Below are 6,177 nucleotides of genomic sequence, written 5' to 3'. Positions count from 1 at the left end.
AACCCAAAAAAAATGACGCGCGGGGGGGGGCCCCCCCCCCCCCCCCGGGAACCCCCCGCCCCACACCCCCGCGCCCACCACCCCCCCGCCGGGGGGCGCGCCCCCGGCCGCTTCCTCCGCGTCGGTGATCCGGTGATCCGATGGACCGGCGGTGCGCCGGCCCGGCGGATCAGTGGTGGTCGGTGCCGTGCAGCGGGAATCCCGCGATGCCCCGCCAGGCGAGCGAGGTCAGAAGCTGGACCGCCTGGTCGCGGGCGACGCTGCGGTCGCTGTGCAGCCAGGAACGGGCCACCACCTGGGCCAGACCGCCGAGGCCCGAGGCCAGGAGCATCGACTCCGCGCGCGAGAGACCCGTGTCCTCGGCGATCACGTCACAGATCGCCTCGGCGCACTCGTGCGTCACCTTGTCGACGCGCTCGCGCACCGCCGGCTCGTTGGTCAGGTCGGACTCGAAGACCAGCCGGAACGCGCCGCCGTCGTCCTCCACGTACGCGAAGTAGGCGTCCATCGTCGCGCGGACGCGCAGCTTGTTGTCCGTGGTCGACGCGAGAGCCGCCCGTACCGCCAGGAGCAGCGACTCGCAGTGCTGGTCGAGCAGGGCGAGGTACAGATCGAGCTTGCCCGGGAAGTGCTGGTAGAGAACCGGCTTGCTGACGCCCGCGCGCTCGGCGATGTCGTCCATGGCGGCCGAGTGATATCCCTGCGCAACGAAAACTTCCTGGGCGGCGCCGAGGAGCTGGTTGCGCCGGGCACGGCGCGGCAGGCGAGTGCCCCGCGGGCGTGCTGCCTCTGTCTGCTCGATGGCTGTCACGCCGCCTCCCAATGTTGTCCATGTGCGGTGTGCGCCGCGCCGCCATCGTACTTTTCGGTAACCCTGCTGTGTGCGGTGCGAGCGCAGAATTTCACGGACCGGACCCCGAGCGGGACGGCGCACAGTGTGCCGAAGGGGACGAGCTGGGCACCCGGGCGCCTCGGCGGCCCTGATCAGCGCCTTCGGGTCACCTGTGGATACCGGCTCGCAGAGGGGGTCGTTCCGCGCGCGGACGACGGGTCACCTGTAGTCGTCCTCGTTCAGACGGACGACCCGGGCCTGCTCGGCCAGATCCGCGTCGTCGGCGTTGAGGCGGTCGCCCGAGGGTTCCGGGTCGACGTCGTCCGCGGGGTCCAGCTCGGCGGACTGCTCTGCGGCGTCGGCCTCGGGGGCCTCCGCGTCGGGAATCTCCCGGAACTGGTCGTCGAACGTTCCGGGGTCTGTCGGGTCGACTGTCATGGTTCCTCATCCCGAACGGTACGAGTGCGCTCCTGTATGCCGGACGAGTGCCCTCGTTCGAAGCCTAGGAGACACGCGATCCGGACGCTATGCGATCCGCCCGCGATCTGTGACGGCGAACACATGAGCCCCGGCGTGATCGTCTCGTAACATTGCGGCATGTCTTCGACCGAACTTCCTTCCGCGCCGGCCGCGAGTGTCACGCCGCGGGTCGGCGCCGTCAGGGTCGCGGATGGGGAGAGACTGCGATCGGTCGGGCTGCCCGGCATCACCCTGACGATCCGGTCGAGGCCGCCGGTCCGTGCGGGACTCCCGCCCGCGCTGTACGTGCACGGTCTGGGCGGCTCCTCGCAGAACTGGTCGGCGCTGATGTCCGAGCTCGACGGGCTCGTGGAGAGCGAGGCCCTCGATCTGCCGGGCTTCGGCGACTCGCCGCCGCCGGACGACGGCGACTACTCGGTCACCGGACACGCGCGCGCGGTCATCCGCCATCTCGACGCGTCCGGACGCGGGCCAGTACATCTTTTCGGCAATTCCCTCGGTGGAGCCGTCACGACGCGCGTCGCGGCCGTGCGGCCGGATCTCGTCCGGACGCTCACGCTGGTGTCTCCCGCGCTGCCCGAGATCCGGGCCCAGCGCACTGCCTGGCCGACCGCGCTGCTCGCGGTGCCCGGGGTGGCGGGACTGTTCACGAAGCTCACCAAGGAATGGAGCGCTGAGCAGCGCGTACGGGGGGTGCTGGCCCTCTGTTACGGCGATCCCGGCATCGTCACTCCGGAGGGTTTCCGCCACGCGGTCGAGGAGATGGAACGGCGGCTCGCCCTGCCCTACTTCTGGGACGCCATGGCACGCTCCGCGCGTGGTGTCGTGAACGCCTACACGCTCGGCGGGCAGCACGGATTGTGGCGTCAGGCCGAACGGGTGCTCGCCCCGACGCTCCTGGTCTACGGCGGCCGGGACCAACTTGTCGGCTACCGTATGGCCCAGCGCGCGGCCCGTGCGTTCCGCGACTCCCGGCTGCTGTCCCTGCCGGAGGCGGGGCACGTCGCCATGATGGAGTATCCGGGGACGGTCGCCACCGCCTTCCGTGAACTCCTGGCGGACCTGGGGGAGTTGACCTCTTCGGTGGCAGTCGGCGTGGAGAGCTGAGGCGGGAAGTGGGACGACACAGTCGTCGGGGGCGGGCCGGCAAGACGGACACCCCGCGGACGCGAGCGGTTCCGGCGGAGGAGGCGGCACCCGCGCCGGCACCGGGCCCGGACGCCGCCCGCCGCGCGACGACACGCCCACCCGGATCCCTGGGCCCCTACGCGCCCGCGAGCGGCCCCCCGCAGCAGAGCGCACCACGCCTTCCCGACGGGACTCCGGCGCACGGTTTCCCGCGGGTGGCGGACGGCACTCCCGCACGTGGGGTACCGCGCTACGCCGACGGGACCCCCGCCCCAAGCGTTCCCCGCTTCCAGGAGGGCACCCCGGCGCGTGGAGTGCCGCGTTCCTTCGACGGCACCCCCGCCCACGGAACCCCGCGTCTTCCTGACGGCACCCCGGCCCACGGAAGCCCGCGCCTTCCCGACGGGACCCCCGCCCATGGAATGCCCCAGGTCCGGGGCGGGCATCCCGAGCAGCGTGAACAGGGCGGCGGCTGGGGGGAGTCCGGGGCCGGCGGGGCTTCTCGGGGCGCGCCCGCAGGGGCGCGGGTGCCCCGGCAGCGTCAGCAGGCCGTGGCCGGACCCCGGCAGGCGTACGTCGACGCGTTCGACCTCGACGCGGGGCCGGACGACGGCGCGGCGGGGCGGAGGGCCGGCTCCCGTGCCGGGCGCGACGGCTCTGCCGACCGGAACACCCGGTCCACCGGCACCGGTGACCGCCCGCTGCCGGAGACCGGCGACCAGGACGAGGGCAAGGCCCGCAAGGGATGGGCGTTCACCGGGATCGCGGCGGCAGCCGTCACCACCGTGCTGGCCGTCGTCGTGGCCGGGCAGATGGCCACGGGAGGGCACGACGCCGACGCGCGGGCGCAGACCGCCGAGAGCGGCGGCCGGACGACCCAGGACTCCACCTCGCGCGGCGACGACCGGCCGACCCAGTCGGGGCAGCCGCAGGTGGCCGCGGCGCCCCTGACGTACGCCCAGCAGATGGCCAGGACGTACCCGCTCGGGGCGAAGCTCAAGGCGTCGGGGAAGTTCGACGCGGTGCCCGGAGTAGCCAAGGCGCCCGGCAAGGGACACAAATACACCTACCGCGTCGACATCGAGCAGGGTCTCGATCTCGACGGCGCGCTCTTCGCCGACGCCGTGCAGAAGACCCTGAACGACAAACGGAGCTGGGCGCACGGCGGCGCCCGGACCTTCGAGCGGGTCGATTCCGGCGAACCGGACTTCGTCATCACGCTGGCGAGTCCCGGCACCACCGCCGAGTGGTGCGCCAAGTCGGGGCTCGACACGACGGAGGACAACGTGTCGTGCGACTCGGCGTCCACCGAGCGCGTCATGATCAACGCGTACCGCTGGGCCCAGGGCTCCAAGACCTACGGTTTCGGTGACGAGATTCACGCCTACCGGCAGATGCTGATCAACCACGAGGTCGGCCACCGGCTCGGATACGGCCACGTCACCTGCGAGAAGGACGGCGATCTCGCCCCGGTCATGCAGCAGCAGACCAAGTTCCTGGACCACGACGGAATTCACTGCCGACCCAACCCATGGCCCTATCCCGGGAGTTGACGGAAAGCGCACGCATCGCTTTGACATGCGGAAAAAGATCGTTCATATTTTCCGCATGTCCTCCCGTCACGCCTCCGTTCGCGCCGCCATCGAGCTGGCGCTCATCGGCGTGACCGCGCTCTGCGTGGCCGACATCCACTGTTGCTGACGCCCGCCCCCGGCGAGTGCGTCGCTTTCCTTCCCGTCTTGTTTCCGTGCGCCCCTGAACCTCCGCGGTTCCGCGCGCCCGTGCCCCTTTCGGTCCGGTCGGACTCCGACGCCTGACGCCCTGGGCGAGCTCTGCGCTCTGCCGTCTCACTCCGTGTCATTCCGTCTCAGTATTCGAGTCATCCGAGAGGTCGTCTTCCGATGCGTCAACCGTCCGTCACAGCGCGCCGCGTGGCCGCGGCATCCGTCAGCCTGATCGTGGCAGCGGGCGCCGCCGCCTGCGGGCCGAAGGACAACGATGCCAAGAGCTCCGGCGGCGACTCAAAGCCCCACAAGGGCGGCACGCTCACCGTCCTGAACTCCAATCCGCAGTCGGACTTCGACCCCGCGCGGCTCTACACCTCCGGCGGCGGCAACGTGCCCTCGCTCGTCTTCCGCACGCTCACCACCCGCAACCGTGAGAACGGGGCCGCCGGCGCCGAGGTCGTGCCCGACCTCGCCACCGACACCGGCCGCGCGAGCGAGAACGCGACCGTGTGGACGTACACCCTGAAGAAGGGCCTCAAGTACGAGGACGGCACGCCGATCACCTCCGCCGACATCAAGTACGGCATCGAGCGCTCCTTCGCCGCGGAACTCTCCGGCGGCGCGCCCTACCTCAGGGACTGGCTGATCGGCGGCGCCGACTACCAGGGTCCCTACAAGGACAAGAAGGGCCTCGACTCGATCGAGACGCCGGACGCGCTGACCATCGTCTTCCACCTGAACAAGCCCGAGGGCGAGTTCCCCTACCTGGCCACGCAGACGCAGTTCACGCCCGTCCCCAAGGCCAAGGACACCGGCACGAAGTACGAGGAGCACCCGGTCTCCTCGGGGCCGTACAAGGTCGTCAAGAACGAGAACGACGGCGAGCGGCTCACCCTGGAGCGCAACACGTACTGGTCCGCGTCGACCGACGCCGAGCGCAAGGCATACGCGGACAAGATCGACGTACGGTCCGGCCTGGACTCCTCCGTGATCAACCAGCGGCTGTCCTCCTCCCAGGGCGCCGACGCCACCGCCGTCACCACGGACACCAACCTCGGCCCGGCCGAGCTCGCCAAGGTGACCGGGGACAAGGAGCTGGCCTCGCGCGTCGGCACCGGGCACTTCGGCTACACGAACTACCTCGCCTTCAACCCGAAGGTGAAGCCGTTCGACAACCCGAAGGTGCGCCAGGCGATCTCGTACGCCATCGACCGCACCTCGGTGATCAACGCGGCGGGCGGCTCGTCCCTCGCCGAGCCGGCGACGACGTACCTGCCGAACCAGAAGTCCTTCGGCTACACGCCCTACGACCTCTTCCCGGCGGGCGCCTCCGGCAACGCGGCCAAGGCCAAGGAACTGCTGGCGCAGGCCGGTTACAAGAACGGTCTGAGCATCACGCTCACGCATTCCAACAGCAAGGACTTCGAGACCAGCCCCGAGATAGCGACCGCGATCCAGGACGCGCTCAAGAAGGCCGGCATCACGGTCAAGCTCCAGGGTCTCGAGGAGAACGACTACAGCGACAAGATCCACAGCGCGAAGGACGAGCCGGGCCTCTTCCTCGCCCACTGGGGTGCCGACTGGCCCTCCGGCGGCCCCTTCCTGGCCCCGATCTTCGACGGCCGGCAGATCGTGAAGGACGGAGCCAACTTCAACTCCGGCTTCCTCGACGACACGTCGGTCAATGACGAGATCGACGCGATCAACAAGTTGACCGATCTCGACGAGGCCGCCAAGCGCTGGGGTGCACTGGACAAGAAGATCGGCGCGCAGTCGCTGACCGTGCCGCTGTTCCACCCCGTCTACAAGCGCCTGTACGGCGAGGGCGTCAAGAACATCGTGATCAGCGACTGGACCGGCGTTCTGGACATCTCCCAGGTCGCGGTGAAGTAGCGCCGTGAGCGAGGCACTTGTCGCCTCCCCGGCCCCCGCGGCGGGGGCGTGGCCCGCCGGGGGGGGCGGGGGCCGGGCGGTGGGGGGGCGCCCGCGGGGGCGGCGCGGGAGGGAGAG

The 6,177-nt window shown here is 70.6% G+C and carries 6 protein-coding genes; 4 read left to right on the top strand and 2 right to left on the bottom strand.

From position 1 onward, the window contains the following. Positions 1-169: 169 nt before the first annotated feature. Both ACWEBX_RS36435 and ACWEBX_RS36430 read right to left on the bottom strand, forming a co-directional pair. Positions 170-811: a TetR/AcrR family transcriptional regulator gene (locus ACWEBX_RS36435; protein WP_451889031.1), complete on the bottom strand. Its 642-nt coding sequence runs from the start codon at positions 809-811 to the stop codon at positions 170-172. Between the two features lie 240 nt (positions 812-1,051). Beyond that, entirely contained in the window at positions 1,052-1,270 is a 219-nt protein-coding gene (locus ACWEBX_RS36430) for a hypothetical protein (RefSeq protein WP_451889030.1), read from the bottom strand. Between the two features lie 159 nt (positions 1,271-1,429). Here ACWEBX_RS36430 and ACWEBX_RS36425 point away from each other — a divergent pair, with 159 nt between their 5' ends. The 4 genes from ACWEBX_RS36425 to ACWEBX_RS36410 all read left to right on the top strand — a co-directional run bounded on the left by ACWEBX_RS36425 (position 1,430) and on the right by ACWEBX_RS36410 (position 6,060). Further along, positions 1,430-2,419 carry an alpha/beta fold hydrolase gene (locus ACWEBX_RS36425; protein WP_451889029.1) on the top strand — a complete coding sequence of 330 codons (990 nt, stop codon included), beginning with the start codon at positions 1,430-1,432 and terminating at the stop codon, positions 2,417-2,419. Positions 2,420-2,427: 8 nt separating this feature from the next. Further along, complete coding sequence (locus tag ACWEBX_RS36420) at positions 2,428-3,993, top strand: DUF3152 domain-containing protein (RefSeq protein ID WP_451889028.1); 1,566 nt, start codon at positions 2,428-2,430, stop codon at positions 3,991-3,993. A 55-nt stretch (positions 3,994-4,048) separates the two neighbouring features. Further along, positions 4,049-4,141 carry an Ms4533A family Cys-rich leader peptide gene (locus ACWEBX_RS36415; protein ID WP_318658278.1) on the top strand — a complete coding sequence of 31 codons (93 nt, stop codon included), beginning with the start codon at positions 4,049-4,051 and terminating at the stop codon, positions 4,139-4,141. Between the two features lie 200 nt (positions 4,142-4,341). Continuing rightward, positions 4,342-6,060: an ABC transporter substrate-binding protein gene (locus ACWEBX_RS36410; protein ID WP_451889027.1), complete on the top strand. Its 1,719-nt coding sequence runs from the start codon at positions 4,342-4,344 to the stop codon at positions 6,058-6,060. Positions 6,061-6,177 lie beyond the last annotated feature (117 nt).

Source organism: Streptomyces sp. NPDC005070, assembly GCF_053600395.1.
Note: the sequence above shows the minus strand (reverse complement) of the source record. Positions and strands in the feature narration are given on the sequence as shown.